Source organism: Kitasatospora sp. NPDC085895 (genome assembly GCF_040702125.1).
Lineage (GTDB): Bacteria > Actinomycetota > Actinomycetes > Streptomycetales > Streptomycetaceae > Kitasatospora > Kitasatospora arboriphila.
Window position 1 is genome coordinate 1 of the sequence record NZ_JBFBJY010000077.1, and the last position, 25,414, is coordinate 25,414.

General features: G+C 74.3%; 22 protein-coding genes. 7 read left to right on the plus strand and 15 right to left on the minus strand.

Features of this window, described 5'->3' with window-relative positions; translation table 11 throughout:
• Nucleotides 1-43: 43 nt before the first annotated feature.
• The 3 genes from AB0442_RS33165 to AB0442_RS33175 are packed head-to-tail and all read right to left on the minus strand — an operon-like array spanning nt 44 to nt 2,933.
• Nucleotides 44-811: a 3-oxoacyl-ACP reductase gene (locus AB0442_RS33165; protein WP_263106550.1), complete on the minus strand. Its 768-nt coding sequence runs from the start codon at nt 809-811 to the stop codon at nt 44-46.
• Nucleotides 812-816: 5 nt separating this feature from the next.
• A complete protein-coding gene (locus AB0442_RS33170) occupies nt 817-2,181 on the minus strand; it encodes an aldehyde dehydrogenase family protein (protein ID WP_366167324.1) in 1,365 nt (454 codons plus the stop codon).
• Between the two features lie 53 nt (nt 2,182-2,234).
• On the minus strand, nt 2,235-2,933 hold the full coding sequence (locus AB0442_RS33175) for a gamma-glutamyl-gamma-aminobutyrate hydrolase family protein (RefSeq protein WP_366167325.1): 699 nt from the start codon (nt 2,931-2,933) through the stop codon (nt 2,235-2,237).
• 161 nt (nt 2,934-3,094) lie between these two features.
• On the opposite strand from AB0442_RS33175, the gene AB0442_RS33180 reads away from it, so the two are divergent.
• The gene (locus tag AB0442_RS33180) at nt 3,095-4,417 is read left to right on the plus strand and encodes an RNA-guided endonuclease TnpB family protein (protein ID WP_366167326.1); all 1,323 of its coding nucleotides are present in this window, start codon (nt 3,095-3,097) and stop codon (nt 4,415-4,417) included.
• Here AB0442_RS33180 and AB0442_RS33185 read toward each other — a convergent pair.
• Nucleotides 4,363-5,721 (minus strand): glutamine synthetase family protein, encoded by a 1,359-nt coding sequence (locus AB0442_RS33185; protein ID WP_366167327.1) that lies wholly within the window; start codon nt 5,719-5,721, stop codon nt 4,363-4,365. The genes AB0442_RS33180 and AB0442_RS33185 overlap by 55 nt on opposite strands.
• Nucleotides 5,718-7,160, minus strand: coding sequence for an amino acid permease (locus tag AB0442_RS33190; RefSeq protein WP_366167357.1), 1,443 nt, complete (start codon nt 7,158-7,160; stop codon nt 5,718-5,720). Before AB0442_RS33190 ends, AB0442_RS33185 begins: the two co-directional genes overlap by 4 nt.
• Before the next feature lie 335 nt (nt 7,161-7,495).
• Here AB0442_RS33190 and AB0442_RS33195 point away from each other — a divergent pair, with 335 nt between their 5' ends.
• On the plus strand, nt 7,496-8,227 hold the full coding sequence (locus tag AB0442_RS33195) for an FCD domain-containing protein (RefSeq protein ID WP_344627499.1): 732 nt from the start codon (nt 7,496-7,498) through the stop codon (nt 8,225-8,227).
• A gap of 42 nt (nt 8,228-8,269) precedes the next feature.
• A complete protein-coding gene (locus AB0442_RS33200; RefSeq protein WP_366167328.1) occupies nt 8,270-8,533 on the plus strand; it encodes a hypothetical protein in 264 nt (87 codons plus the stop codon).
• Nucleotides 8,534-8,603: 70 nt separating this feature from the next.
• Here the strand turns inward: AB0442_RS33200 and AB0442_RS33205 are convergent, their stop codons facing one another.
• From AB0442_RS33205 to AB0442_RS33225, 5 genes are all read right to left on the minus strand, one after another.
• A complete protein-coding gene (locus tag AB0442_RS33205) occupies nt 8,604-9,764 on the minus strand; it encodes an acyl-CoA dehydrogenase family protein (protein WP_366167358.1) in 1,161 nt (386 codons plus the stop codon).
• A gap of 8 nt (nt 9,765-9,772) precedes the next feature.
• Nucleotides 9,773-10,966: a CoA transferase gene (locus AB0442_RS33210; protein ID WP_366167329.1), complete on the minus strand. Its 1,194-nt coding sequence runs from the start codon at nt 10,964-10,966 to the stop codon at nt 9,773-9,775.
• A 160-nt stretch (nt 10,967-11,126) separates the two neighbouring features.
• A complete protein-coding gene (locus AB0442_RS33215) occupies nt 11,127-11,636 on the minus strand; it encodes a YbaK/EbsC family protein (protein WP_366167330.1) in 510 nt (169 codons plus the stop codon).
• Between the two features lie 95 nt (nt 11,637-11,731).
• Nucleotides 11,732-12,232, minus strand: coding sequence for a hypothetical protein (locus AB0442_RS33220; RefSeq protein WP_366167331.1), 501 nt, complete (start codon nt 12,230-12,232; stop codon nt 11,732-11,734).
• Between the two features lie 49 nt (nt 12,233-12,281).
• On the minus strand, nt 12,282-13,295 hold the full coding sequence (locus AB0442_RS33225) for a DUF6777 domain-containing protein (protein WP_366167332.1): 1,014 nt from the start codon (nt 13,293-13,295) through the stop codon (nt 12,282-12,284).
• A 588-nt stretch (nt 13,296-13,883) separates the two neighbouring features.
• Between AB0442_RS33225 and AB0442_RS33230 the strand changes: the two genes are divergently transcribed.
• Nucleotides 13,884-15,248 (plus strand): streptophobe family protein, encoded by a 1,365-nt coding sequence (locus AB0442_RS33230; protein ID WP_366167333.1) that lies wholly within the window; start codon nt 13,884-13,886, stop codon nt 15,246-15,248.
• Here AB0442_RS33230 and AB0442_RS33235 read toward each other — a convergent pair.
• Genes AB0442_RS33235 through AB0442_RS33245 form a run of 3 tightly spaced genes read right to left on the minus strand, consistent with a single transcriptional unit; the run spans nt 15,227 to nt 19,212 of the window.
• Nucleotides 15,227-16,327: a serine/threonine-protein kinase gene (locus AB0442_RS33235; RefSeq protein WP_366167334.1), complete on the minus strand. Its 1,101-nt coding sequence runs from the start codon at nt 16,325-16,327 to the stop codon at nt 15,227-15,229. The genes AB0442_RS33230 and AB0442_RS33235 overlap by 22 nt on opposite strands.
• A complete protein-coding gene (locus AB0442_RS33240; protein WP_366167335.1) occupies nt 16,324-16,854 on the minus strand; it encodes a hypothetical protein in 531 nt (176 codons plus the stop codon). The genes AB0442_RS33235 and AB0442_RS33240 overlap by 4 nt, the downstream gene beginning before the upstream one ends.
• A 6-nt stretch (nt 16,855-16,860) precedes the next feature.
• On the minus strand, nt 16,861-19,212 hold the full coding sequence (locus AB0442_RS33245; protein WP_366167336.1) for an FHA domain-containing protein: 2,352 nt from the start codon (nt 19,210-19,212) through the stop codon (nt 16,861-16,863).
• Between the two features lie 193 nt (nt 19,213-19,405).
• Between AB0442_RS33245 and AB0442_RS33250 the strand changes: the two genes are divergently transcribed.
• The 3 genes from AB0442_RS33250 (at nt 19,406) to dacB (ending at nt 22,916) form a co-directional block, all read left to right on the plus strand.
• Nucleotides 19,406-19,681: a hypothetical protein gene (locus AB0442_RS33250; protein ID WP_363539503.1), complete on the plus strand. Its 276-nt coding sequence runs from the start codon at nt 19,406-19,408 to the stop codon at nt 19,679-19,681.
• A gap of 40 nt (nt 19,682-19,721) precedes the next feature.
• Nucleotides 19,722-21,059, plus strand: a complete 1,338-nt coding sequence (locus AB0442_RS33255) for a PQQ-binding-like beta-propeller repeat protein (protein WP_366167337.1) — start codon at nt 19,722-19,724, stop codon at nt 21,057-21,059.
• 234 nt (nt 21,060-21,293) lie between these two features.
• Complete coding sequence (gene dacB, locus AB0442_RS33260; protein ID WP_366167338.1) at nt 21,294-22,916, plus strand: D-alanyl-D-alanine carboxypeptidase/D-alanyl-D-alanine-endopeptidase; 1,623 nt, start codon at nt 21,294-21,296, stop codon at nt 22,914-22,916.
• A 67-nt stretch (nt 22,917-22,983) separates the two neighbouring features.
• On the opposite strand, the gene AB0442_RS33265 is transcribed toward dacB, so the two are convergent.
• On the minus strand, nt 22,984-24,084 hold the full coding sequence (locus tag AB0442_RS33265) for a hypothetical protein (protein ID WP_366167339.1): 1,101 nt from the start codon (nt 24,082-24,084) through the stop codon (nt 22,984-22,986).
• A 138-nt stretch (nt 24,085-24,222) separates the two neighbouring features.
• Nucleotides 24,223-25,407, minus strand: coding sequence for a hypothetical protein (locus AB0442_RS33270; RefSeq protein ID WP_366167340.1), 1,185 nt, complete (start codon nt 25,405-25,407; stop codon nt 24,223-24,225).
• Nucleotides 25,408-25,414 lie beyond the last annotated feature (7 nt).

The following is a 25,414-nucleotide window of genomic DNA, read 5'->3' on the forward strand; positions in this document are numbered from 1 at the left end:
GCCCCCCCGGGGGGCCGCCCGGCCGTCGCCGGTCCCGTGCCCGCTACTGCGGGGTGACGTAGGCGCCGGAGATGCCGCCGTCCACCAGGAAGGTGTTGGCGGTCATGAACGAGGAGTCGTCACTGGCCAGGAAGGCCACCGCGGCAGCGATCTCCTCCGGCTCGGCGAACCGGCCGAGCGGGATGTGCACCAGGCGGCGGGCGGCCCGCTCCGGGTCCTTGGCGAACAGCTCCTGCAGCAGCGGGGTGTTCACCGGCCCCGGGCAGAGCGCGTTGATCCGGATGCCCTCCCGGGCGAACTGCACGCCCAGCTCCCGCGACATCGCCAGCACGCCGCCCTTGGAGGCGGAGTAGGAGATCTGCGAGGTCGCCGCGCCCATCACCGCCACGAACGAGGCGGTGTTGATGATCGAGCCCTTGCCCTGCCGCTGCATGTGCGGGATCGCGTACTTGCAGCACAGGTAGACGCTGGTCAGGTTGACGTCCTGGACGCGCTTCCACGCCTCCAGTCCGGTGGTGAGGATGGAGTCGTCGTCCGGCGGGGAGATGCCCGCGTTGTTGAACGCGATGTCAAGGCTGCCGTACTCCTCGACCGCCCGCTCGTACATGGCGCGCACCGCCGCCTCGTCGGTGACGTCGGCCTGCACGAACAGGCCGCCGACCTCGTTCGCCGCCTTGGCGCCGGTCTCCTCGTCGAGGTCCACGCAGACGACCTTGGCGCCCTCGGCGGCGAACCGCCGCGCGGTGGCCAGGCCGATGCCGCTGCCTGCTCCGGTGATGACCGCCACCCGGCCGTCCAGTCGCTTGGTCATGCTGGTCACTCCTCCGTGGAGATGAAGACGTTCTTGGTTTCGGTGAAGGCGCTGAGGGCGTCCGGGCCGAGCTCACGGCCCAGACCGGACTGCTTGAATCCGCCGAACGGCGTCGAGTAGCGCACCGAGGAGTGCGAGTTGACGGACAGGTTGCCCGCCTCCACGCCGCGGGCGACCCGCAGCGCGCGGCCCACGTCCCTCGTCCAGATGGAGCCGGACAGGCCGTAGTCGGTGGCGTTGGCGATCCGCAGGGCGTCCTCCTCGCCGCGGAACGGCACCACCGCCACCACCGGGCCGAAGATCTCCTCGGTGAAGGCCCGGTCGTCGTGCCGCACCGGCGCCAGCACGGTCGGCGGGTACCAGAATCCGGGGCCCTCCGGCGCGCTGCCGCGGAAGGCCGCCTCCGACACGTAGGAGGCCACCCGCTCGCGGTGCGCGGCCGAGATCAGCGGGCCCATCTCGGTCTTCTCGTCCGCCGGGTCGCCGACCCGCACCCCGCGGACGGCCGGCTCCAGCAGCGCCATGAAGTCCTCGAAGACCGACTCCTCGACCAGGATCCGGGACCGTGCGCAGCAGTCCTGGCCGGCGTTGTCGAAGACCGCGTAGGGCGCGGTGGCGGCGGCCTTCGCCAGATCGGCGTCGGCGAAGACGATGTTGGCGCTCTTGCCGCCGAGTTCCAGGGTCACCGGCTTCACCTGCGCGGCGCAGCCCGCCATGATCTCCTTGCCGACCCGGGTCGAACCGGTGAAGACCACCTTGCGGACGTCCGGGTGGGTCACGAAGCGCTGGCCGACCACCGGCCCGCGGCCCGGCAGGATCTCCAGCACGCCCTCCGGCAGGCCCGCCTGCAGGGCGAGTTCACCCAGGCGCAGGGCGGTCAGCGGGGTGAGCTCGGCCGGCTTCAGCACGACGGTGTTGCCCGCCGCGAGGGCCGGGGCGAAGCCCCAGGCGGCGATCGGCATCGGGAAGTTCCACGGCACGATGATGCCGACGACGCCGAGCGGCTCCTGGAAGGTGACGTCGATGCCGCCGGCCACCGGGATCTGCCGGCCGAACAGCCGTTCCGGGGCCGCGGCGTAGTACTCGATCACGTCACGGGCGTTGCCCGCCTCCCAGCGGGCGTTGCCGACGGTGTGGCCGGCGTTGGCGACCTCCAGGGCGGCGAGGTGCTCGCGGTCGGCGTCGACGGCCGCGGCGAACGCCCGCAGCAGCCGCGCCCGGTCCGCCGGGGCGACCCGGCGCCACTGCTCGAACGCGGCCCGGGCCCGGGCGATCGCGGCGTCCGTCTCCGCGAGGCCCGCCAGGTCGACGGTGGCGATCACCTCCTCGGTCGCCGGGTTGACCACCTCGTAGCGGTCGGGGTCGGTCATCAGGTGCTCCTTGTCGGGTGGAGAGGCGACGCGGGCCGTGGCCGGGCCGGCGTTCATCCGCGGGCGGCCCGGGTCAGGGCCTCGAAGAGGCGGAGGTCGTCGGGATCGGTCTCGGGGTGCCACTGGACGCCCAGGGCGAAGCGGTGGTCCGGGAGTTCGACGGCCTCGACCGTCTCGTCGGCGCTCCAGGCGGTCGGCTGCAGACCGCTGCCGAGCCGGGCGACGGCCTGGTGGTGGTAGCAGTTGACCTTGGTGTGCTCGCCGAGGATGCCGGCCAGCCTGCTGCCCGGCCGGATCCGCACCGGCTGCTGCACGAACACCGCCGGGACCTGCTGGTGGCTGCCGTCGGGCAGGTGCTGCAGCAGGCTGCCGCCGAGCGCGACGTTGAGCAGTTGCAGGCCGCGGCAGACGCCGAGCAGCGGCAGGTCGTACGCCAGGGCGGCCGCCAGCACCTCGAACTCCCAGTCGTCGCGGGCCCGGTGGGGCTCCCCCGTGCGCGGGTCGGCGGCGGCGCCGTACCGGGCCGGGTCGATGTCGGCGCCGCCGGCGAGGACGACGCCGTCGAGCGCCTCGACCAGCCGGCCGACGCCGCCCGGCTGCGGGGGCAGCAGGACGGGCGTGCCGCCCGCCCGGGAGACCGCGTCGACGTAGGTCTGCGGGACGAGCGAGGCCCTCTGCCGCCAGACCGACCAGGCGGCCTCGTCCTGGTAACTGGTGATGCCGATGAGCGGGCGGTGGTGCACGGGGCTCACCTGCGCACCCCCGAGACGCACCGGCCCTCGGGCCTGGCGGACGGTGGCCCTCCCGCCCGGAGAACGGGGACGGGTCGTTGGCCCCGGGACGCGAAGCCGCGGTGTGAGCTTCGGAAGTTCTGACGGGAACAGATGTCAGTGGCTCTCGGTAGGTTTCGCTCGTGCACCTTCGGCACTCCTATCGCATCTACCCGACGGCAGGTCAGTGTGCGGCTCTGGCCCGCACGTTCGGGTGTGCGAGGGTGGTGTTCAACGATGCCCTGGCGGCGCGGAAGGAAGCCCGGAAGGCCGGGCGGCCGTACCCCAGGAGCACCGATCTCCAAAAGCTGGTGATCACCAGGGCGAAGAAGACCCCGGAGCGGGCCTGGCTCGCCTCTGTGGGGGTGGACCCGCTGATCCAGTCCCTGCGGGACCTGGACACCGCGTACCGGAACTTCTTCGACTCCGTGTCCGGCGAGCGAGCCGGGCAGCCGGTCGGCCTGCCCCGTTTCAAGTCGCGGAAGGACAATCGACAGGCGCTCCGGTTCACCCGCAACGGGTTCCGTATCCGGAGCAACGGAAAGCTGAACCTGGCGAAGATCGGCGACGTGCGGGTCAAGTGGTCCCGCAAACTCCCGGTGGACCCGACGTCCGTGACGGTCGTGCTCGACGCGGCGGGGCGGCACCACGCCTCCTTCGTCGTGGATGTGGAACCCGAGGAACTGCCCGAGGTCTCCGCCGAGATCGGAATCGACCTCGGCCTGACCGCCTACGCCGTCCTGTCCACCGGCGAAGTGATCGACAACCCGCGCTTTCTCCGCAGGGCGGAGAGGAAGCTCAGGGCCGCCCAGCGGGAACTGTCCCGCAAGGCCATGGGCAGCAGGAACCGAGCCAAGGCGCGCAGGAAGGTCGCCAGGGCGCACGCCAGGGTGACCGATACCCGCATGGACTGGATGCACAAGCAGACCACCCGGTTGATCGGCGAGAACCAAGCCGTCTACCTGGAGGATCTGAACGTGCACGGCCTCGCGCGCGGACCTTTGGCCAAGTCGGTCCACGACGCCGGATGGGCGACCTTCCGGCGGCTGCTCGAAGAGAAGGCAGCCCGGTACGGGCGCGCCGTCGGCATCGTGCACCGCGCGTTCCCGTCCTCCCAGCTCTGCTCGGAGTGCGGACACCGCGACGGCCCCAAGCCCCTGCACGTCCGGGAGTGGGTCTGTGGTGCGTGTGGTGTGCTGCACGATCGTGACCTCAATGCTGCTCGAAACATCCTGGCCGCCGGGCAGGCGGACAGGCTAAACGCCCCTGGAGGGCCGGTCAGTCCCGGCGTGGCGATCCCACGCCGGGCACGGCCCGGTGAACGGGGAACCCCCCTCGGCGATCTGCCTACCACGGATGCCCGTGCCGCAGACGCGGGAGGAATCCCCGTCCCGCAGGACGAGGGAGGATGTCAAAGCCGCTCGAATCCGCGGCGCCGCTCCCAGTCGGTCACCGCCCGGTCGTAGGCGGCGAGTTCGACCCGGCCGGCGTGCGCGTAGTGCCGGACGACGTCCTTGCCGAAGGCCTCGGTGGCGGCCTCGCTCGCCTCGAAGGCGTCCACCGCCTCGCGCAGGGTGGCGGGCACCCGGGGCGCGTCGGAGGCGTAGGCGTTGCCGGTGAACTCCGGTTCGAGTTCGAGCTGGTGCTCGATGCCGTGCAGCCCGGCGGCGATCAGCGCGGCGACCGCGAGGTAGGGGTTGACGTCGCCACCGGGGACGCGGTTCTCGAAGCGCAGCGAGGGGCCGTGGCCGACCACCCGCAGCGCGCAGGTGCGGTTGTCCCGGCCCCAGGCGACCGCGGTCGGCGCGAAGCTGCCGGGCACGAACCGCTTGTAGGAGTTGATCGTCGGGGCGAGCAGCAGCGCGAACTCCCGCAGGCAGGCGAGCTGCCCGGCGAGGAAGTGCTCCATGGTCCGGGAGAAGCCGCACGGGCCGTCGCCCGCCATCACCGGGGAGCCGGCGGCATCGCGCAGGCTCAGGTGGATGTGGCAGGAGTTGCCCTCGCGCTCGTCGTACTTGGCCATGAAGGTGAGGCTGCAGCCCTCCTGGGCGGCGATCTCCTTGGCGCCGGTCTTGTAGACCGCGTGGTTGTCGCAGGTGGTGAGGGCCTCGGCGTACTTGAAGGCGATCTCGTGCTGGCCGAGGTTGCACTCGCCCTTGGCGGACTCCACGGTGAGGCCGGCGCCGGCCATCCCGTTGCGCAGCCGCCGCAGCAGCGGCTCGACCCGGGAGGTGCCGAGCACGGAGTAGTCGACGTTGTACTGGTTGGCCGGGGTGAGGCCGTGGTACGCGCGGTCCCAGGCCTGCTCGTAGGTGTCGCGGAAGACGATGAACTCCAGCTCGGTGCCGGCGTACGCCTGCCAGCCGTAGCCGGCCAGGCGCTCCAGCTGGCGGCGCAGGACCTGTCGCGGCGAGACGGTGACGGGGCGGCCGTCGTGGTGGTGGACGTCGCACTGGACCATCGCGGTGGCCGGGTGCCAGGGCACCATCCGCAGGGTGGCGAGGTCGGGGGTCAGGACGAGGTCGCCGTAGCCGCTCTCCCAGGAGGAGATGGCGTAGCCGTCCACGGTGTTCATGTCGGTGTCGACGGCGAGCAGGTAGCCGCAGCCCTCGGCGGCGCCGGGGACGACGTCGGAGAGGAAGTACTCGGCGGCGAGGCGCTTGCCCTGCAGGCGGCCCTGCATGTCGGTCATGGCGAGGACGACCGTGTCCACGGCGCCGTCGGCGACCAGCTCGCGCAGCCGGTCGAGGGTGAGCCTGGGGCTGCTCATCGGATCTCCAGTTCGGCTTCGAGGGCGGCGAGTTCCTCGGGCGTGCCGTGGACCTTGGGGCCGGTGAACCAGTGCCTGGCGGAGACCAGCCACCACAGGCCGGCGAAGCCGAGGACGACGGCGACCGCGACGGGTGTGTAGTTGAAGCTGACGGCGGTGACGGGGCTGACGGTGGGCAGCATGAACAGCACGGTGATCACGGCCGTCCAGCCGACCGCGACGGTCCCGATGATCCTGCTCCAGCGGCCCAGATGCCAGGGGCCGCGCTGGAAGGCGTCACCCTGGCGCAGTCTGAGGAATGTCGGGATGACGTACGAGATGTACAGGCCGATCACCGAGATGGAGGTGACCGCGGTGTAGGCGGTGGAGTTCCACAGCGCGGGCAGGCCGAGCAGCAGGGCGCCGCCGGTGGCGAGCCAGACCGCGTTGGTGGGGGTGTGGGTGCGCGGCGAGATCCGGTGCCAGAGGGCGGAGCCGGGCAGGGCGCCGTCCCGGGAGAAGGCGTAGATCATCCGGGAGTTGGCGGTGACGGAGGCCATGCCGCAGAAGAACTGGGCGCCGATCACGATGAGCAGCAGCAGCTTGGCGCCGGTGGCGCCGATCGCGTCGATGAAGATCTGTGCGGGCGGCACGCCGGTCGGGCCGTCGAGGGCGCCCTGGTAGTCCTGGATGGCGAAGGTGATGCCGAGCAGCAGCACCCAGCCGGCGACCAGCGAGACGGTGATCGCGTTGACGATGCCGCGCGGGCCGGAGCGGGCCGCGTCGTGGGTCTCCTCGGTCATGTGCGCGGAGGCGTCGTACCCGGTGAGGGTGTACTGGGCGAGCAGCAGGCCGAGCATGGCGACGTAGAACTGGCTGTGGAAGCCGGTGTTGTTGACGAACTCGGTGAAGACGAAGGACGCCGAGGCGTGCTTGGACGGCAGGATCGCGAGCGCGCCGACGATCACGGTGACGCCGACCAGGTGCCACCAGACGGAGACGTCGTTGAGGCGGGCGACCAGCTTCACGCCGAGGGTGTTGAGCAGGCCGTGCAGCAGCAGGATCACCGCGAAGATCTCCACGGTGTGCGCCGGGGTGGCCGCGAAGTCGAACTGCAGGGCGAGGAAGGCGTTGGTGAAGAACGCGGCGCCGTAGTCCACGCCGGCGGTGACGGCGACCTGGCCGAGGAAGTTGAACCAGCCGGTGAACCAGGACCAGGCGGCGCCGCGGCTGCGGGCCAGCTTGGCCGACCAGTAGTAGAGGCCGCCCGCGGTCGGGTAGCTGGAGCAGATCTCGGCCATCGCCAGGCCCACGCAGAGGGTGAGCAGGCCGACCAGCGGCCAGCCCCAGACGATCATCGCCGGGCCGCCGGTGTTCATGCCCATCCCGTACAGGGTCAGGCAGCCGGAGAGGATCGAGACGATCGAGAAGGAGACGGCGAAGTTGGAGAAGCCGGACATCGAGCGGGTGAGTTCCTGGGCGTAGCCCAGCTCGTGGAGCCGCTGTTCGTCGGCGGAAACGGGCGGGTTCGCCGCCGGAAACACGGGTGCGGGAGTGTGCTGTGCTGCCTGGTCGGGTGTGGGGTCGGCGGACATGGGCACCCCTGGGGAGTGAGGCGGGCCTGGACACGCGCAGCCACGGCGGTGTGGGTGCGCCCTCCGAACGTTCAATGGCCCGGAACCAGACCATTGGATGGGCAGCATCGTTCACCCTGGGTTCGGGGCACGTCAAGAGGGACGCGGCGAAGGACCCCGGCCCGCCGGGGCCGGACGTCGGGGCTGGGTACGATGCCCGCGTGGACGAGGCAGGGATCGACTGGCAGGCGGGGGCGATCTTCCGGCCCGTCCGGACGGGCAACGCCTTCGAGGAGACCGTCGAACGGCTGCTGCAGGCCATCAAGCTCGGCGTCTTCGGCCACGGCGACCGGCTGCCCGCCGAACGCGAGCTCGCCGCCCGGCTCGGCATCGGCCGCGAGACCCTGCGCGAGGCGATCCGCTCGCTGCAGCAGGCCGGTGCGGTGGAGTCCCGCCGCGGCCGCTACGGCGGCACCTTCGTCACCTACCGGATGCCGCCGCCGGACGTCGCCGACCTGCGCCGCGCCGCCAGCGACCTCGGCGAGGAGCTGGAGGACGCGCTGACCTACCGGCTCGTCCTGGAGGCCGGCGCGGCCGAGACGGCGGCCCGCCGCGACCTCACCGCCGAGCAGCGCGCCTACCTGCGGCGGCGGCTCACCGACCTGGAGCAGGCCCCGCCGGAGGAGTACCGGCGGCTCGACTCCCGCTTCCACCTCGCGATCGCCGAACTCACCGGCTCCCGCTCCCTCGCCACCGCGATCGCCGAGGCCCGCATGCGGCTCAACGACCTGCTGAACGCGATCCCGATCCTGGACCGCAACATCGACCACGCCGCCCACCAGCACCGCGGCATGGTCGACGCGATCCTCGCGGGCGACGCCGACACCGCCCGCCGCGCCACCGAGGAGCACCTGGCCGCCACGGCCGCCCTGCTCCGCGGCTTCCTGGGCTGACGGGCACCGGCACGGACGGGACGGACGACGATCACGAGGAGGGTGGGGACGGCGGCGGACACGTGGCCGGCGACCGGCCGGACGGAGTACCGGGGCATCGGGGCCCGCGCAGCGGCGGTCTTCGACACGACGGCCGGGCTGCCCGGGCAGGTGTTCGCGGCGCCGCCGGGCGAGGTGCTGTTCTGCGAGTTCGACGCGGTGCTGACGGAGGAGTTCTGGCCGGCGCTGCGCGACATGGCCCGGTGGCACGGTGACGACCGACGTTCGGACGATCCGGCGTCCTGGACTGGTACGCCGCCGAGCTGACCGCCCGTTACGGACGCTGAAGCCCCCGCCGGACGGATCCGGCGGGGGCTTCGGGGCCGGCGGGCCGCGGTCAGCGGTAGGCGGGGATGCCCGTGAGGGCCTGGCCGATGACGAGGGTGTGGATCTCGCTGGTGCCCTCGTAGGTGAGGACGGACTCCAGGTTGTTGGCGTGGCGCAGCGGCGAGTAGTCCAGCGAGATGCCGTTGGCGCCGAGGATCGTGCGGCACTCGCGGGCGATGGCGATCGCCTCGCGGACGTTGTTGAGCTTGCCGACGCTGACCTGCTCGGGGCGGATCCGGCCCTGCTCCTTGAGGCGGCCGAGGTGGATCGCGAGCAGGGCGGCGTTGTTCACCGAGACCGCCATGTCGGCGAGCTTCTGCTGGGTGAGCTGGAAGCCGCTGATCGGCCGGTCGAACTGGATCCGGTCGCCGCCGTAGGCGAGGGCGGTCTGCAGGCAGTCGCGGGCGGCGCCGACCGCACCGAACAGGATGCCGAACCGCGCCTCGTTCAGGCAGGACAGCGGTGCACCGAGGCCGCGGGCCTCCGGCAGCTGCGCGGAGGCGGGCAGCCGGACGTCGGCGAAGCTGAGCTCGGCGGTGGTGGAGGCGCGCAGCGACAGCTTCTGCTTGATCTCGCGGGCCTCGAAGCCGGGGGTGCCGCGCGGGACGAGGAAGCCGCGGACGCCCTCCTCGGTGGCGGCCCAGACGGTGGCGACGTCGGCGATCGCGCCGTTGGTGATCCACATCTTGGCGCCGTTGAGGATCCAGTCGTCGCCGTCGCGGACGGCCTTGGTGCGCATGCCGGCCGGGTTGGAGCCGAAGTCCGGCTCGGTGAGGCCGAAGCAGCCGATCGCCTCGCCGGCGGCCATCCGCGGCAGCCACTCCTGCTTCTGCTCCTCCGAGCCGTACCGGTGGATCGAGTACATCGCGAGCGAGCCCTGCACCGAGACGAAGCTGCGGAAGCCGGAGTCGGCGGCCTCCAGCTCCAAGCAGGCGAGGCCGTAGGCGACGGCCTGGGTGCCGGCGCAGCCGTAGCCCTCCAGGTGCATGCCGAGGACGCCGAGCTTGCCGAGCTCGGGGGCGATCTCCCGCGGGAAGTGCGCGTTCTCGAACCACTGGGGCAGGTTCGGGCGGACGTGGTCGGCGAGGAAGCGGGCCACGGTCGCCTGGATCTCCCGCTCCTCGTCGGTGAGCAGCGAGGGGATGTCGAGCAGGTCCAGCGGGTCCTTCATCGGGCCGGTCACGGGAGGTCTCCGTTCGTGGGGTGGTGGGGTGCGTCGAGCCAGGCGAGGAGTTCGTCGGTGTGCTCGCCGAGCCGTGGCGGGGCCAGGCGGTAGGCGGGCGGGGTGCGGGAGAGGCCGATCGGGTTGGCGACCAGGCCCTGGTCGGTGCGGGGCGCGAGTCCGAGGCGTTCGGCGAGGCCGAAGGCGCCGGCGAGGTCGTTGACCGGTCCGCAGGGGACGCCGAGCGGGGTGAGGTGCTCGAACCAGGCGGCGGCGGTGCGCATCCGCAGCCGGCCGCCGAGCTCCACGGCGAGGTCCTCGACGTGCGCCACCCGGTCGGCGTTGGTGGTGAAGCGCGGGTCGTCGGCGAGGTCGGGGGCGTCCAGGCCGCGGCAGAGGGCGCCGAACTGGCGGTCGTTGCCGACCGCGACCACCAGCGGCCGGTCGGCGGCGCGGAAGACCTCGTACGGGGCGATGGACGGGTGCCGGTTGCCGAGGATGCCGGGCACGGCGCCGGCCAGGGTGTAGCCGGCGGACTGGTTGACCAGGCTGGAGAGCAGCGTGGAGAGCAGGTTGACCTCGACGAGCTGGCCGCGGCCGGTGGTGTCGCGTTCGCGCAGGGCGGCCATGATGCCGAAGGCGGCGTGCAGTCCGGTGAGCACGTCGACCAGGGCCACCCCGGCCTTGACCGGCTGCCCGGGGCCCGGGCCGGTGACGCTCATCAGGCCGCCGACCGCCTGGATCAGCAGGTCGTAGCCGGGCAGTGCGGCGCCCTCGCCGGTGCCGAAGCCGGTGATCGAGCAGTACACGGCGCGCGGGTTGGCGGCGGCGACGTCCTCGTAGGCGAGGCCGTGCTTGGCCATCGTGCCGGGGCGGAAGTTCTCCACCACCACGTCGGCGCGCCGGACGAGTTCGAGGGCGCGGCGGCGGTCGTCCTCCTCCCGGAGGTCGAGGGTGAGCGAGCGCTTGTTGCGGTTGACCGAGAGGTAGTAGGTGGCCTGGCCGTCCGGCGCGTAGGGCGGCCCCCAGGCCCGGGTGTCGTCGCCGCCGTCCGGGCGCTCGACCTTGACCACGTCCGCGCCGAGGTCCGCGAGGAGCATCGTGGCGTACGGGGCGGCGAGCACCCGGCCGAAGTCCGCGACCAGCACTCCGGCGAGCGGCGCGCGCGCAACCGCTACGTCGACGATCGATTCGGTCGGTTCCGTCCCCATCGGCACCTCCTTCGTTCGGTGTGGCGCACATTCTGTGCACCCGAACCGCGGTTTGGCAGGCGACGAAATGGAGTGTCACCAGGGGGACCGGCTGGACGTTCCGTCCAGGTCCCCGCCGGCACGGCGGCCGGGTGCGGGCGGTTCCGCCCGGTTCGAGGCGTCAGGCGGCGGGCGGGGCGGTCGACAGGTCCTCGACCACCTCGGCGCCCGGCAGGTGGGCCAGCAGCGCGCCCGGGGCGATCAGCAGCTTGCCGGCCCGGTCGCCGCCGCCGAGCACGATCTCGGTGCGGCCGAGCACCGGCGCGTCGACGTACACCGGCATCCCGGGCGGCAGCGCCACCGGGGTCACCCCGCCGACCTGCATGCCGGTCAGCGCCACCGTCTCCTCGGCGCTCGCGAAGGAGACCCGGCGGGCGCCGAGCAGCCGCTTCACCGCCCGGTTGACGTCGAGCCGGCGGGTCGCCTGCACCAGGCAGGCGGCGTAGCGGCGCGGCTCGGTCTTGCCGACCACCAGGATGCAGTTGACCGAGTCCTCGAGCGTGTAGCCGTACCGCTCGCAGAACTGCGCGGTGTCGGCGAACGAGGGGTCGATCTCCAGCCAGGTGTACGGCACCGCCCAGCCGTCCAGAACGGCGCGGACGGACCCGGCGATGCTCTGCGTGCTCTCCATGTGGCCCGAAGCTACCAGCCGGTCGCGGCGGCCCGGCAGACCGGTCGCGACACACGCCGCCCCGGTGCCCGGCTGGCGCCCCGGTCCGCGGCGGTTCAGTCCGCGGCGGCGAGCAGACCGGCCGGGAGGCCGAGCGCGGCGAACAGGACGAGGACGAGCTCCTCGGCCAGCGGGTCGGACTCCGCGCCGAGCACGGAAGCCAGTGCCTCGCGGTCGGCGGCCAGGCCGTGGGCGGCGGCCCGGCCCGCGGCGGTGGCGGCGGTGGCGGCCGGGTCGTCGAGCCGGTCCTGCGGGCAGTCGTGGTCGAGGGCGCTCTCCGGCGAGAGCACGCACCGCCAGGCCGGCCGCCCGGCGTCGAACGCCTCGACCACGGCGAAGTCGCTGTCGAACACGAAGGCGTTCAGCACCGGCCCGTCCGTCTCCCGCACGAGCACCGACGGCTCGAGGTCGTCGCCGCCCGTCGCGAGCAGCTGCCAGCCGTCCGCGGCGGCGGCGCGGTCGGCGGCACCCCCTGCGGCCCTGACGGCGGCCGTCCCGTCGAGCGGGGCGTCCAGACGGGCGACGGTGAGGTTTCCGGTGAATCCCGTGCCGCGCACGATGGGACCGGGCACCGACAGCGGCGGTGCCCGGCCCTCTGATGTGTGGTCAGGACTTCGGCGAGGCGGGCTCGGCGGGCGACTGCGGGGCCGAGGAGGCGCCCTTGGCGGACTCGCCGGACGCGCCGGCGCCGGCCGAGGACTGGCCGCCCCCGCCCTTCGAGGCGGGCGCCGAGCTGGGCGGCGCCGACGGCGAGCCGGACTCGGAGCCGGACGGGCCGGAGCTCGGGCCGACGGAGGGCGGGGTGGAGGTCGACGGCGTCCCGGGGGAGGGGACGCTGGTCGACGGGGAGCCGGGGCCCGAGGTCGACGGGGAGCCGGGCGGGGAGGTCGTCGGCGGCATCGTCACGTGCGTGGTGTCGTCGTGTCCCGTCCCGCCGGCCGGCCGGCCGAAGGCCGTACCGTTCGCATCCACCAGCACGACCGTCTGGATCGGCTGCGGCGCGGGTGTCACCGCGACCACCTGCCGGCCGTCGAAGCCGGCCCAGGGCTGCCCGTTGTAGCTGGCGGGGGCGCCCGGGTCGACCGGCGGCGTCAGCGGGTTGCCGCAGGCGCAGCGGACCCGCGGCACGCCCTGGTTGTCGATCAGCACGGCGGTGCCGGTCTGCAGCACCGCCTGGTAGGCGGTGGCCTGGCCGTTGCTGTAGCCGTGGTTGGTGACGCGGGTGTCGGCGCGCAGCACCACCGGGGTGAGGCCCTTGAGGTAGCCGTCGATCTGGTTCGGCTGGATGCCCTCGACACCGGCCCAGGCCTTGGCCTTGTCCGGGTTGGCGGCGAGGTAGCCGCTGAGCTTGGGCACGTCGCAGCTGGAGACGTTCATGGTGCCGCCGTAGAGGCCGACGTCGCCGCCGCTGCGGTTGCCGCCGGTCGGCGGTGCGACGGACGCCGTTGCGGTCGGGGCGGGGCTCTGGCCGGCGACGGAGTCGGTGAACGGGGCCTGCCCGGCGGAGCCGGCCGGCTGCAGGGCGACCGGCTGCGCGGCCGCGGTGGAACCGCCCCCGCCGGAGAGCACCAGGCCGAGGACGACGCCGAGCACCACGGCGGCGATGCCCGCGGGCAACACCGTCCGGGGGTTGCGCCACCAGGGCGGCCGCCGGTGCCCGCCGCCGGCGCTCGAACCTCCGGCGCCGGCCCCGCCCGCGCCGCCTCCGCCGGAGTCTCCCCCGCCGCCGGTGACGACCGTGCGGGCGTTGCTCGGTGGGCCTCCCCGGCCGCCGGCACCGCCCGGGCCGCCGGGGTGCGCCCCCGGTCCGGAGGTGGGGCCGGACGGCGGTCCCGAGGGCCCGCCGGGGTACGACGAGGTGTGGCCCGGCCCCGCCGGGCGGTTGCCGGAGGACGGCGGGCCGGAGCCCGGCCCTGACAGCGGTCCGGAGGGCGGTCCGGACGGGTCCTCGGGCGGTCCGGACGGCTGGTCGGGTGACGGCGGCAGCGGGCTCACGGGTGTTCCTCCCGTTCTGGGCACCCCCGCACGCCATTCTCCGCGCGCCCGGCCCGGCCCGCGCGACAGCCCGCCCTCCCCCGCCTGCAGGCTCGCCGTTCCCGGCCACCCGGGCCCGCCCTCCCCCGCCGCCCGGGCTCGCCGTTCCCCGCCGCCGGGCGGAGGCTGGAAGGAGACCCCCACCGGATTGAGCCGACCCGGCAGGAGCCGATTGTGCGGACGAGCAGCGGGCCCGGCGCCCGCACCAGCGACGGGCCCGCGGCCCGCTCCGGCGGTGCCGTGGGCGAACTGCGGCACTGGGGCGAGGCCCTGACGGCCGTGGCGGCCGCGGTGGCCGTCATGCTGGCGGTGGCCGCGATAGGCCTGTACTTCGCCGGCGCGAACGACCTGCCCTCCGGGGGCTACGGCTCGGTGGTCGCGGCGACCGTGCTGATGGCCTGCGGCGCCTCCGCCCGGGTGGAGGGCGGGGCGGCGTTCGTGGCCGGGGCGAAGGGCGGCATCGAGGCCGTCCCGCTCTCCGTGTCGCTGACCGGCGCGCTGCTGGTCGGCTGGCTGTTCCTGCGCCCGATGCGGCTGCACGCCACCGTCTCCGGCCGGGAGCTGCTGGCCCGGGTGGGCCGGGTCGCCGTGCTGTGGGCGCTCGCGCTGCTGCTGCTGTCGGTCCCGGCCGAGAAGAGCTTCGTGGTGTCGACCGGCGAGCCGCTGATCGACGAGCTGGGCGGCCTGGTCGGCGCCTCGCCGACGGTGGGCTTCGCCGTGGACACCGGTCGGGCGGTCGGCCTCGGCCTGGTGTGGCTCGCGGTGGTGCTGCTGCTCGCCCTGGCGGTCTCCCGGCGGACCCCGCTGCCGCTGCCGCTGCTGCGCTTCCACACCGCCGTCCGTCCGGCCGCGCACGCCGTGCTGACGCTGCTGCTGGTCTACGTCGCCCTGGCGCTGCCGGCCGGCCTGGTGGAGGCCGCGGTCGGCGGGCACGCCCGGCAGACCCTTGCGGTGGTCTTCCTCGGCCTGCCGAACCTGGCCTGGCTGGCGCTCGGCATCGGCATGGGCGGTGCCTGGCACGGCCACGTCGCCGGCACGCTCGGCCTGCCGATGCCGCAGCCGCTGGCCGGGGTGCTGCAGCAGAACCAGGACGTCCGGCTGGACGCGGCCACCCTCACCGACCAGGACTCCCGAGCGTGGCTGCTCGTCGCCCTGGCGGTGGTCGCCCTGCTGTTCACCGGGCTGGGCATGGCGATGCACGCCCCGCCCGGCATCAAGGCCTGGCGGCACGCGGCGCACCTGGCGGTGGCGCTGGCGGTGGCGATGCTGCTGATCGGCGTGCTCACCCGGATCTCCGCCGCGTACGGCCTCACCCTGCTCGGCTTCGGCGGCAGCGGCGCGGCGGTACTGGAGCCCGACCTGCTGGTGCTGGTGGCGGTGGGCGCGGTCTGGGGGGCGGTGGCCGGGCTGCTCGGCGGCCTGACGGCGGCCCGGGTGCGCCGCGACACCGCGCCGGCGGCGCGGCGGCCGGCGGAGCCCGGGGAGCCGGGGGACGGCGGCCCCGACGCGTCCGGGGCTCAGTCGCGGTCGGTGCCGTAGACCGGCAGCGCCCACTCGGGCGGCTCCGGCGGGGGCGCCGGCGGGTCGGGCGGACCGGCGGCCTTCCGCGGTGCGACGGGCTCCGGCGGTGCGGCGGATTCCCCGGACGCCGGGGAATCCGCGGACGCCGGGGACTCCCGCGGCGGGGCGGGTTCGGCCGGCGCCGCGGACTCGGGCAGCTGCGGGACGAGTTCGGTCGGCGTCGGCACCGGGATCGCCGCGACGTGCTCCACGCCGTGCAGGGCGCCGACGAAGGCCAGGCAGCTGTCGTACCGCTCGTCCGGTGTCTTGGCGAGCGCCCGGATCAGCACGTCGTCGAGGGCGGCGGGCAGGTTGGGGCGGTGCTCGCTGAGGTGCGGCGGCGGGTCGTTGAGGTGCGCCCAGAGCTGGGCGAGGTCGTCGTCGCGCTGGTAGGGCGGGTCGCCGGAGAGCATCTCGTAGACCACGCAGGCGAGGCTGTAGACGTCGCACCGGCCGTCCACCGGCTTGCCGTTGATCTGCTCGGGGGCGACGTAGTCCAGGGTGCCGACGAACTGGCCGACGGTGGTCAGGCCGGAGAGCGACAGGGACTTCTTGGTGAGCCCGAAGTCGGTCAGGTAGACGTGCTCGGGGTGCTCGGAGTCGGTGCCCTCGGCGACCAGGATGTTGCCAGGCTTGACGTCGCGGTGGACGAGGTCGTGGCCGTGCGCGGCGTCCAGCGCGGAGGCGACCTGGGTGGTGATCCGCACGGTCTGGCGCAGTGAGAGCGGGCCCTCGCGGTCGAGCAGGAGGCGCAGGTCGCGGCCGCGGACGTAACGCATGGCGATGTAGAGCAGGCCGTCGGCCTCGCCGGCCTCGTAGACCGGCACGATGTGCGGGTGGTCGATGGCCGCGGCGGCCTTGGACTCGCGGGCGAACCGCTCGCGGAAGACGTCGTTGCGGGCGAGGTCGGGGGCGAGCAGCTTGACCGCGACCGTCCGGCCGAGCCGCAGGTCCTCGGCGCGGTAGACGACGGCCATGCCGCCGCGGCCGATCAGCTGCTCCAGCCGGTAGGTGGCGAGTTGGTGGCCGGTCAGGTCGGCCGGTGCGGCGGTCGTCATCCGGCATCACCCCGGGCGCCGGCCGCGGACCGCTCGGCGGCGGGCGGGTCGACGGTGGCGTAGGTCTGCATCCGGGTGCCGTCGCTGAAGAACCAGCGGCCCTGGTCGAGGTCGAGCAGCCAGGCGGCGGATCCGTCGATGACGGCGCCGAGCCGCAGGTTGCGGCTGCGGTCGCGGAAGCTCTCCAGGTCGATCAGGCCGTCCGCGTACTCACCGACCAGCCGGCGGTAGGTCGCCAGCGCCTTCTCCAGGGCGGCGAGCAGGGGGCGCGGGTCCTCCAGCGGGGTCAGCGGGTGGTCGGTGCCGGACGGCGGGTGCGGCAGGGTGACCAGCAGCCGGCCGTCGACCCAGGCCGACCAGCCGTTGGAGCAGACGATGCGCGCCCAGTTGCCGTTGTTGTCGGCGAGCCGGACGGGCAGCAGCGGGTCGAGCCGCACGGACGGCCGCGACGGGTCCGGGCTCGCCCAGGTCTGCAGCCCGCCGGCGGGCACGACGTGGGTGGGCTGGAACTCGTACGGGGCCGTCATCCGCGGTCACCTCCGCATCACGGCGGGTTCGTGACGGCGCAGCAGGCGCAGGACCAGCAGGCCGAAGAGGATGCTCAGCACCACCATCATGCCCATGTCGAGCAGCCAGACCGAAGCCTCGTGCCGGAAGAGCGGATCGGCGGTCAGCGGTTTGGGCACCGAGGCGTGCAGGTCGACGGTGGAGGCCATGGCGGCGAAGGCCCAGCGGGAGGGGACGAGCCAGGAGAGCTGGGCGAGCACGGGGGTGCTGTTGAGCTGGATCAGCGCACCGCAGAACACCACCTGGACGATGGCGACCAGCACCAGCAGCGGCATGGTCACCTCCTCCTTCTTCACCAGGGCGGAGATGAGGAGGCCGAGCATCATGGCGGTGAAGGCGAGCAGGGCGACCGCCAGGGTGATCTCCAGCAGCGGTGGCATGAGGACGCCTCCGCCGCCCTGCGGGCGCAGGTCGACGCCGAGCAGCGCGACCATGGTGAGCACCACCGCCTGGACGACGGTGACGGTGCCCAGCACGATGATCTTGGACCAGAGGTACGCCGATCTGGACAGGCCGACCGCGCGTTCCCGCTGGTAGATGACGCGTTCCTTGACGAGTTCGCGCACCGAGTTGGCGGCGCCGGTGAGCACCGCGCCGACGCAGAGGATCAGCAGCGCGTTGAAGACGCTGTCCTCGGCGAGCTTCTTGCCGGCCAGGGCCCGGGCCATCACGCCCATCACGAACGGCAGCGCGATCATGACCGCCAGGAAGGTCCGGTCGGCGGTGAGCGCGGTGGCGTAGCGGCGGACGAGGGTGCCGACCTGGTGGTGCCAGCGCTGCGGGCGCGGGGGCTTGGGGGCCGGCGTCTCGGCGGCGGCCGGGGCCTGGGGCAGGGCCGGGCGGGGGTGGTCCATGGCGCCGGCGATGTAGCGGCGGTAGGAGGGCGAGGAGCGGTACTGGCCGGCCCAGTCGCGCTCGGTGTCGTTCTCGAAGGCGTCGAAGGCGTCCGGCCACTGCTGGAAGCCGAAGAAGTCGAGGGTCTCGCCGGGCGGGCCGTAGAAGGCGATCCGGCCGCCGGGGGCGAGCAGCAGCAGCCGGTCGCACACGTCGAGGCTGAGCACGCTGTGCGTGACCACGATGACGGTGCGGCCGTCGTCGGCGAGGTTGCGCAGCATCTGCATGACCGAGCGGTCCATGCCGGGGTCGAGGCCGGAGGTCGGCTCGTCCAGGAAGAGCAGCGAGGGCTTGGTGAGCAGTTCCAGGGCGACGCTGACCCGCTTGCGCTGGCCGCCGGAGAGGCTGGAGATCACCTGGTCGGCGCGCTTCTCCAGGCCGAGTTCGTGGATCACCTCCTCGACCCTGGCCTCCCGCTCGGCGGCGGCGGTGTCGTCGGGGAAGCGCAGTTCGGCGGCGTAGCGCAGGGCGCGGCGCACCTGCAGCTGGGTGTGCAGGATGTCGTCCTGCGGGACGAGTCCGATGCGGCGGCGCAACTCCGCGTAGTCGCGGTAGAGGTCGCGGCCGTCGTAGCGGACGGTGCCCTCGTTCGCGGGGCGCAGCCCGGTGAGGGCGTTGAGCAGGGTGGACTTGCCGGCGCCGCTCGGGCCGGCGACCGCGAGCAGCATCTTCTGCCCGACCGGGAAGGTGACCGAGTCGAGCAGCCGGCGGCCGCCGGCCACGGTGACGCCGATCCCGTCCACGTCGAGGTCGACGTCGCCGGTGTCGACGTACTGCTGCAGTTCGTCGCCGACCAGGCAGAACACCGAGTGGCCGATGCCGATCAGGTCGCCCTCGCCGACCAGGGCGTCGAGCACCGGCTGGCCGTTGAGGTAGGTGCCGTTGTGGCTGCCGAGGTCGACGATCTCCCAGCGCCCGTCGGAGCGGGCGCGCAGTTCGGCGTGCCGGCGGGAGACCGACAGGTCGCCGACGACCAGCTCGTTGTCGAGGGCGCGGCCGATCCGGACGACCTTGGCCGGGAGCGGGCGGACGGTGGTCGGCGGCCGCATCGAGCCGGTGATGGCGGTCAGCGCCGAGGGCCGCCGGTCGGCCGCGGGGCGCGAGGGCAGCTCGCGCAGGGTGCAGCGCGGTCCGTCGGCGGCGCTGCCGAACCGCAGCTCGCTGCCGGCGCCGACGTCGAGGTGCCGGATCCGGTGACCGTCGGTGTAGGTGCCGTTGGTGGACCCGGTGTCGTCGAGCTCCCAGTGGTCGCCGTCGGCGTGCAGCACCGCGTGGTGCCAGGACACCCGGGGGTCACTGAGGAAGACCTCGCTCGTCGGGTCGCGGCCGACGTGGTAGGTGCGGCTCGGGCTGATGACCTGCGAGTCGCCTTCGGTCTCGAGTACCAGCTGCGGCGCGGTGAGCGCGGCGGGTCGCTCTCCCATACCGCCGATGGTAGCCGCGCCCCGGGAGGCACGCCCGCTTCCGCCGGGGCGCCCGGGCCGGGAGCGGGGCCGCGGCGCGGGATGTCCGGCGACATGCCCACGGCGGGGCGATTCGGCCGGAAACAGGTGTGTCACCCGGTATGTCTTGGGGCATGACGAGTTCGTACTGTCAGCCGCACACCGGGGAGGCTCCGTGAACACCTGGGCGACCTGGACCACGCAGGGCATCCTCGCCGGCACCGGAGGGGTGCGAACGGTCGAGTTGGGTGTCATCAAGGGCGATCTGACGGTCCACACGACGTGGATCGACGGGGAGGCCCGTCTGACGGTCCAGTACAGCGGCGCGCTGGACTGGTTCACCGTGGAGGGCAGTCCGGTGGCCGCCGGGGACGAGTCGGCCGCGCGCGAGGTCCACCAGCGCATGGTCGAGGCCGTGAAGGCCGGGGGCGGTGCGACGGCTCCGGCCTGACCGGCGGCGCCTGCTGCCTGCGGTCGCCGCGGCGGTTGCCGTGCTGCTCGCCGGGTGCACCTCGGGCGGCGGTTCGGCGGTCACCACCGCGGTGCCGTCCGCCGTGGTCGCCGGATCGGCCTCGCCGACCCCGCTGCGGGCCGGGGACTGGCCGACCTACCACCGCGACGCGCTGCGCACCGGCACGGCCCCCGGGGCCGCCCCGGTCGGGCCGCTCGGCACGGCCTGGACGGCGAAGCTCGACGGCGCCGTCTACGGGCAGCCGCTGGTGGTCGGCGACAGGGTGCTCGCGGCGACCGAGAACAACACCGTGTACGGGCTGGACGCGTCGAGCGGTGCGGTGCTGTGGAGCCGCCACCTGGGCGCCCCGGCCCGGGCCGCCGAGCTGCCGTGCGGCAACATCGACCCGCTGGGGATCACCGGCACCCCGGTCTACGACCCCGCGACGGGCCGGGTGTTCGCGGTCGCCGAGCTGGCGGGCGGCCGGCACGTGCTGGTGGGGCTCGACGCGGCGACCGGGGCGTTGGAGGTCCGGCGCGAGGTCGAGCCGCCGAGGGGCGACCCGCTCGCGCACCAGCAGCGCTCGGCGCTGGCGCTGTGGAACGGCCGGGTGGTGATCGCGTTCGGCGGCCTGTTCGGTGACTGCGGCGACTACGTCGGCGGTCTGGTGTCGGTGCCGACCAGCGGCGCCGGGACGGTGCTCTCCTACGCGGTACCGACCCGCCGCGAGGGCGGGATCTGGGCGAGCGGCGGGCCGGTGGTGGACGGCGACCGGCTGCTGGTGTCGGTCGGCAACGGCGAGTCGACCGGCGGCTCGTACGACGGCTCGGACTCGGTGCTGGCGCTCTCCCCCGAACTGCAGCGGGTCGACTGGTTCACCCCCTCGACGTGGGCGGACGACAACGCGCAGGACCTCGACCTCGGTTCGCTCTCCCCCGTGCGGGTCGGCGGCCACGTGCTGGCCCTCGGCAAGCGCGGCGAGGCGTACCTGCTGGACGCGCAGCGTCTCGGCGGCATCGGAGGACAGGTGGCGCAGGCGACGGTCTGCCCGGCGTACGGCGGGGCCGCGGTGGACGGCTCGGCGGTGTACCTGCCCTGCCAGCAGGGCCTCGCCCGGGTGACGGTGGGTCAGGACGGCTCGCTGCACCAGGACTGGCAGGTGGACCTGGAGCGCGGCGGCTCGCCGGTGGTCGGCGGCGGCGCGGTCTGGGTGGTGGACGACCACCGCGGTGTGCTGCTCGCCCTCGACCCGGCGACCGGGCGGGTGCTGCAGCAGACGAGGACCGGCCCGGCACCGCACTTCGCCTCCCCGGTGCTCGCCGACGGCCGGGTGCTGGTCGGCACGGACTCCGGGGTCACGGCCTTCTCGGTCGGCTGACCGGCCCCTCCCCGCGGGCGGAGCGGGGCCGCCCGCGGATCTCCGGGAATTCGCGTGAGACCTTCCGGGCCGCCGGGGCGTGTACATGGAAGGAGCGTGCACCCGGGCGCGGGGGACGGCCGCACGGCCGCCCGCCCGAAGATCAACTGATGTCGCATCAGCTGATAATGTGCAGGCCAAAACGGGGGCGTGGGCGACGCGCGCGCCCCGCCGTACCCGATTCCTGGAGCATCTGTGCCCGCACGCCTGTACCGCCGCGGCCTGCCGCTGGCCGCCGCCGCACTCGCCGCGTCCCTGCTCGCCGGCTCGGCCCAGGCCGACAACCCCGCCCCCGCCGACGCGACGCTGACGGCCGACCTCGACGCGCTGCTCGCCGACGCCCGCCTCGCCAACGCGCAGGCCGGTGTCCAGGTCCTCGACGCCGCCACCGGCCAGGTGCTGTACTCCCGCCAGCCCGGTGCGCTGCTCACCCCGGCGTCCACCATGAAGACCGTCACCTCGACGGCCGCCCTCGACCTGCTCGGCGCCGACTACCGGTTCACCACCGAGGTCCGCACCACCGGCACCGTGTACGGGAACAAGCTCGCCGGCGACCTGGTGCTGAAGGGCGGCGGCGACCCCAGCCTGCTCGTCCAGGACCTCGACGACCTGGCGGCCAAGGTCGCCGCCTCGGGCATCACCACCGTCACCGGCCGGATCCTCGCCGACGGCACCCGCTACGACTCCACCCCGCTCGGCCCCGGCTGGACCTGGGACGACGAGCCGTACTCCTACAGCCCGCAGATCTCCGGCCTGACGATCGCCAACGACGCCGAGTACACCATGGACACCGTCCAGGTGACCGTCACCCCAGGCGCGGCCGGCGAGAAGGCCAAGGTCGCCCTGGTGCCCGCCGAGGCGCCGATGAAGTTCACCGGCAGCATCACCACCGGCGCGGCCGGCAGCGGCGCCTCCGCGGGCGTCGACCGCCGCCGCGGCGCCAACGAGCTGCTGCTCTCCGGCAGCATCGCGGCCGGCGCCGCCCCGGCCACCTACTGGGTCACGGTCGAGGACCCGGCCACCTACGCGGCCAGGGTCTTCGCCGGCGCGCTCGCCCGGCACGGCGTGACGGTCCAGCGCGGCGTCGCCTCCGCCACCGGCTCCGAGACCTCGACGGCGATCGCCTCGCACCAGTCCAAGACCCTCGCCGAGCTGATCGTCCCGATGCTGAAGATCAGCAACAACGGCATAGCCGAGCACCTGACCAAGGAGATCGGCAAGGTCAAGGGCGGCAAGGGCGACTGGGCCACCGGCGTCGCCCAGGTCAAGGGCTTCCTCAAGGCCAACGGCCTGGAGACCCCGGGCGGCCGCCAGGTCGACGGCTCCGGCCTCTCGCGCTACGACCTCATCAACCCGGCCAAGATGGCCAGCCTGCTCAAGGTCGCCCAGGACAAGCCCTGGTTCGACGCCTGGTACAACGCGCTTCCGGTGGCCGGCAACCCGGACCGGATGGTCGGCGGCACCCTGGCCGCCCGCATGCGCGGCACCAAGGCCGAGAACAACGTGCACGCCAAGAGCGGCTCGATGAGCGGCGTCGACAACCTGATGGGCTACGCCACCGCGCCCGACGGCCACAAGCTGATCTTCTCCGTGATGTTCAGCAACTTCGCCGGCACCAGCCCGCGCCCGGTGATCGACGCCATCGCCGTCCGCCTCGCCTCCGGCCCGGCCGCCACCCCGGCCGCCCCGGCCGCCACCCCGGTCACCCCGAAGCTCAAGTCGCTCAACGCCCCCGCCCGCGGCGGCGACGAGGCCACCGGCGCCAAGTCCGGCACCGGCACCCGCTGGGAGGACTGCGAGAGCGTCGGCCGCTGCTGACCGCCGCTCCCCGCCGCACCGCGGCCGGGCCCCTCGGAACACCTCCCGGGGCCCGGCCGCGGTGCCGTCAGCCGCCGCCCCCGCGACCCGCGGCGCCGGCCTTCCCGCTCTCCCGCGACGGCTTGCGGAGGCCGGTGCCGGGCGCGTCGCCCCGGTCTGCGGCGGGACGGCGCGGCCGCGGCGGCGCCTGCCCGTCGGCCGCGGACCGGCGGACGGCTCGCGGCGGCTTCACCAGCGGCAGGGTGCGGCCGCGGACCACCCGCCACACCCCGACCGGGCACGGCCCCGCGTAGCGGCGCAGCCGTTCCGCCGTCAGGGTGCGCGGCCTCAGGTCGAGGCAGCTGTCGTGGGCCGCCTCCGGGTTCCAGGTGCGGGTGGGCAGCCGGATGTGGTCGTTGCGGCCGAGCCGGTCCTGGCTGGTGCTCTTCAGCACCTCCAGCCGGTCCTCCCGGACGCGCACCACCAGCACCGGCCGGTCCTTGGATTCGCCGGACTCCTCGAACTGCACGTCCGCCCACCAGATCTCGCCCGGCACCGGCCGGCGCGCCGGCGGGCGGAGGCCGCCGCCGGTCCACTCGACCGGGGGCAGCCCGGCGAGCAGCCGCACCCGCGGCACCCGCCAGAGCGCGGCCGCCGCCGTGCCGATCGCCACCAGCAGCGTCACCGCCGCCAGCACCGCGACCGTCGACCGCTCGGGCGCGCGGACCGACCACGCCGCCGAGGCCGCCACCGCGGCCGCCGCGCCCGCCGCCGCCCGGACGGGACCGAGGTTGAGCAGCCCCCAGCCGAGGAGGCACAGCACCACCGCGAAGGTGGTGACGGCGCCCGGGCCGAGCAGGTGGTCGAAGTCGGGACCGCCCCGGTGGTACGAGAGCAGCGCGGCGGACACGGCCGCCGCGAACAGCGCGAGCGACCGCGCCGCCAGCCGGTACCAGGGGAACCGGCGGCTCCGGTCGGGCCGCCGGGCCCAGGCCGTGGCGACCGCGGTGGCCACCGCCAGCGCGGCGAGCGCCGGCCACTGGTTCGCGCCCTGTGCGAGCTCGCGCTCGACCTCCGGGTCGCTGTGGCGGAGGTGGACGACCAGCACGGCGCAGGCCACGTAGGTGAGCGAGGTCAGCCACAGCACCGGCAGAAGGAGGACGAGTCGCTTCGCGGAGCGCAGGATCATGGACGCAGGGTAGGGCCTGCGCGGCGCAGCCGACAGGGGTGGCCCCGCCCGCCGCGTTGACACCGTGTCAGTAACGCGCCGGCACCCGGCCGCAGCGGGCCGGGTGCCGGGGATGCGCCGTCGGGGGCGGGAGCTCCGTCAGGGGCAGGTGTAGGGGAAGGACACCGAGGAGGTGCCGCTGCCCGGCCCCACGATCTCCAGGGTGGCCGTGGCCTGCATGCTGCCGTGGCCCTGGAAGGTCCAGCGGAGCACCACGTCCGTGGTGCGGCGGCCGCTGGAGACCGGCTGGGTGAGGACACCGGAGTCGGTGCCGTCACTGCGCTTCCAGCGGTAGCGGACGGTGCCCGCGCCGCCCTCGGTGGAGATCGCTCCGGTGATCACCGCCGTTCCGTCGCACGAGGGCCCGTTCGCGTTGTCCGTGCGGACGGCGACACCGGTCACCGCGACCGGCCGCCCGTAACGGTCCCAGGCCAGCCAGGCGAGCACCGCGAGCAGCAGGAGCAGCGGCAGCAGCAGCCAGCGGCGGCGCCGGCGCTTCGGCTGCTCCGGGGCCGGCGGCAGCGCGGTCGCCCCGTGCCAGACGGCGGCCGCCTGCGGGGGCACGCCCGGCCCGAAGCGCTGCAGCCCGTCCTGCGCCGCGGGCGCCGGACCGGGCACCGCGGCAGGGGCGGCAGCCGCAGCCTGGGGCACCGGGGTGCCCATGGCGGGGGTGATCGGGGTGCCCATCGCCGGGGTGAGGGACGTGCCCATCGCCGGGGTCTGCGCCGGGACGGCGGTACCGACCGGCGGGGTCGGCCAGACCTGCGGGTCGAGGAAGGTGGCGCTCTCGAAGCTCTCGGCCGGCGGCTGCTGCTGCGAGGGCGGCGGGAGGTACGCCTGCGGCGCGGGCCGCGCCCCGGGACCGCCGAGCCGAACGGTCGCCTCCGGGTTCGGCTGCGCGGGGTTCAGCCGGACGGTGCCCTCGGGGTCCGCCTGCTTGGCCGGGCCGAGCCGGACGGTGCCCTCCGGGTCGGGCTTCGCGGCGTTCAGCCGCACGGTGCCCTCCGGGTCCGGCGCGGGCACCGGTGCGTTGAGCCGGACGGTCGCGTCCGGGTTCGGCCGCGGCGCGTTCAGCCGGACGGTGCCGTCCGGATCGGCCTGCTTGGCCGGGCCCAGGCGGACGGTGCCCTCGGGGTCCACCGCGGGCACGGGCGCCGGGCCGAGGCGGACGGTCTCCTCCGGGCCGGGCTTCGGCGGGTTCAGGCGCACGGTCTCGTCCGCCCGGGGCGGCTCGGCGCCGAAGCGGACGGTGGCGTCCTCGTCCGGCTGCTGCGGGGTGCTCATGTCTCGT